The 3,105-nt window shown below is 59.6% G+C and carries 2 protein-coding genes; both read right to left on the reverse strand.

From position 1 onward, the window contains the following. Window positions 1-215: 215 nt before the first annotated feature. A complete protein-coding gene (gene istB / locus R6W86_RS16540) occupies window positions 216-989 on the reverse strand; it encodes an IS21-like element helper ATPase IstB (protein ID WP_410330452.1) in 774 nt (257 codons plus the stop codon). After that, on the reverse strand, window positions 980-2,539 hold the full coding sequence (gene istA / locus R6W86_RS16545) for an IS21 family transposase (protein ID WP_410330453.1): 1,560 nt from the start codon (window positions 2,537-2,539) through the stop codon (window positions 980-982). The genes istB and istA overlap by 10 nt, the downstream gene beginning before the upstream one ends. Between the last annotated feature and the right edge of the window lie 566 nt (window positions 2,540-3,105).

Consider the following 3,105-nt stretch of genomic DNA (forward strand, 5'->3'; position numbering starts at 1 on the left):
TCGAGGACCTGCGGGCCTTTGATGAGGCGATCGCGCGGACGCGGGCGGCGCGGGAGGGGCGGTTCAAGGGGTACGCGCTGTTCACGAGCAACACGAACCCCGGTGTCAATTTACGGACGTAAGTGCACCACCATTTTTCGGCAACAATGCACCAGCGTTTTTCGGCAACAGTGCACCACCCAGAGAGCAGATGCAAGTTTCAAGTGGCTAGAGATTTAGGGTTCAATGGTCTTGGCATACACCTCCTCGAGTAGCTGTGTGCGGCCCTGGGAGCGGAAGCTGGGGCCGCGGATGATGATCACTTCGGCGCGGTCAAGCAGCCGATCCAGCCCAGCGCTGGCCAACAGTGGGTCCAGGAAGAGATCTGGCCACTCGCTGGGTGCGCGGTTAGAAGTCACCAAGATGCTGCCCTTTTCGTAACGCTCATTGATCACATCGTACAGATCCTCCGGGCCGGGAGGTTGAAGCGGCTTGAGCCCAAAGTCATCCAGGATGAGTAGATCTGGGCGTAGGTAGGCTGTCATACGGCGTTCCCACGTACCGTCCGCCCGGCCGCCATTGAGGTGTTGGAGCATCTTCTGTGTGCTGATGAACAGCACATCTAGCCCCTGGCGGGCCCCTTCCTGGCCCAACGCCTGCGCCAGGTGTGACTTTCCCACCCCGGTCGGGCCGCAGATCAGCAGGTTGCGTTTCTGACGGACGAACTCGCAACTTGCCAGCTGCAGAATCTGCTGCCGGTTAAGGTGTGGGTTGAAGTGAAAGTCGAAGCCTTCCAGGGTTTTGGTCGTGTTGAGCGCTCCCCGTCGCAACCGCAGATTGAGCTGCTTCTGCGCCCGGCGCTCCACCTCGTCTTCCAACAAGCGTGACAGAAACTCGGTATAGTTCCACTGCCCGTCAATGGCTTGGCGATGACGGGCCTCCATCGTTTCCAGGACTCCCGATAGCCGCAGCTGGCGGAGTTGGCCGGCAAGCTGATGTTTCAGTTCCACAACCCTACCTCCATCAGGCCGGCTACCAGCTCGTCTTTGCTGCGAGCAAAAGTGGTTGCCGGGGGAATCTCAACCAAAAGAGGCGCAGTCTGGCTCTCTGTGCCTTGTTTCAGGATGCCTTTGATCGTTCTGTAGCTCCCATCACCATAGGCCAGTGCCTTCTGGCAAGCTGCTTCCAATCGTTCCGGGCTGAATTGGTTCGCCAGACGGACCAATCGCCCGGCAGTAGATAGCCGGTCGAGGACCGGATGCTCCAGCAGTTCCTGCACCACCTTTCCGGTGGCCGGACCAACTTTTTGTGCATCTTCCACGACGCTTTCGCGGGTCTGCAGCAGACCAGGCAGCTTCTCAGGTGGCAAGTGGTCGGTGTGGGTTATTCTCTGACCCGCCTGGGTGGCCCGTTCGTGGGTCGCCTGGAGTGTGTATTTTAGATCGTAAATCCGCACGTTTGTCGTCCCGCCGCATATCCACACCGAGCCAGGATACAGGCGGTGTGGCACTGAATAGAAAGCATGGTCAAAACTGACATAGCAGTCGCGATAGACTTTGACCTTTTTCCAAACAGCCAGATCATAAGGCGAGGCCGGCAAGGGCTTCAGGAGGGCTTGTTCGATCTCCTCAAACCGCTTGAGCGGCGCTTCAAATGTCGTGCCATGAATTCGCTGACCCGCGGTCGTCAAACACCAGCGCCGCACATCCTTGTTGGCCTGTATCAGGGTAGTCGGGGTACGCCCGCCCAGAAAATTGCGGACTACATAGTGCACCCCACCTTTCTCAACTTTGCCTTTGTGCTCGGGAGTTGCCACCCGGCAAGGCGCCAAGAGAAACCCGTAGTGTAGTGCGCATTCCTGGTAGCTGGACTGCACCTGCGGATCGTCCTGAATTGCCTTGACGATGGCTGTTTTGAGATTGTCCAACACGATCCGCGCCGGAACCCCGCCAAAGAACTCAAAGGCATTCCGATGACAGCGCAGCCATGTCTGGATCTTCTGATCCCAGACGAACTCGACGTACTGATGCCGGCTCCAGGACAGCGTCATCACGTAGACCCATGTCTTGCGCAGTTGCCCGCTTTCCGGATCGATCATCCTCCCAGCGTAGCCAAAGTCCACCTGAGCTTCTTCCGCCGGTGGGCGTTCTACCCGCGTCGTCTTCTGGCGGTGCTTTCCTGTCGGTTTGATCCGCCGCGCCAGACGGTAGACCGACGCGTAGCTCCCGGTGAAGCCCCGCTCAAGCAGCCGCTGATAGATCGCAGCCACTTCTACCTCCATATCCAGCAACCTTTTGATCTCCTCGCGGTAGCCTTCCGCAGCCGACTGATTCTGCGGCGGGGTCTTTTCGGGAAGGCTAGCCTGCAGCCGCGCGGCAAGTTCCTCCGGCGTGGGCAGCGCACCTTCCAGCAGCCCCTCGCTTTTTGCCCACGCCCGGTATCGCTGGATGGTCCGGCGGTTCAGTCCAGTGTCCCGCTGGATCTGCCGATCGCTTGATTCGGCTCGAAAATGCAAAAGTAATCCCCGAACGTCCATTAGCTTCAGTTTCCTTTCGGTCATGATTCCTCCCGGTACTCTCTGTCCCGGAAGGATACACTAAATGGTGCATCCGAGGGTGGCGCATCTTGGCCGAAAACGGCTGGTGCATTTTGGGTGAAAACACCTGGCGCATTGTTGGTGAAAACACCTGGCGCATCTTGGGTGAAAATCTATGGCGCATTATAGCCCGTCAACTGACACCGGCGACATGCTGCCCCCCGATCCCCCCATTGCCCTCACCCCCAAACCGCGAGACACTGGCGCCATGGTGCGCGAGCACAGCCGGCTGCAGTGGCGGTCGAGGTGTGGAGCGGGGTCGCCACGGTCCCGACCGTGCCGTTCGGCCACCCGGCGGGCGATGACGATGCCCCGGCCGGGAAACCTCCCTGGGGTGACCGGGAGCGGACGTGGTGGCAGTTGGGTGAGACCGACTAGCGAGGGGCCGGCCGACGGGCCGGAGGAGAGTGTCAGGGTTGCGCGATGGGATTCGATGACGATGATCGGTACGACGAGCTTCTCGCCAGCGGTTATACGCGGCGGCAGTACAAAGAGTACGGCGCCACCGACGGGGATATCGAATATTGGGG

Source organism: Marinobacter sp. (assembly GCF_046484525.1).
GTDB lineage: Bacteria > Pseudomonadota > Gammaproteobacteria > Pseudomonadales > Oleiphilaceae > Marinobacter.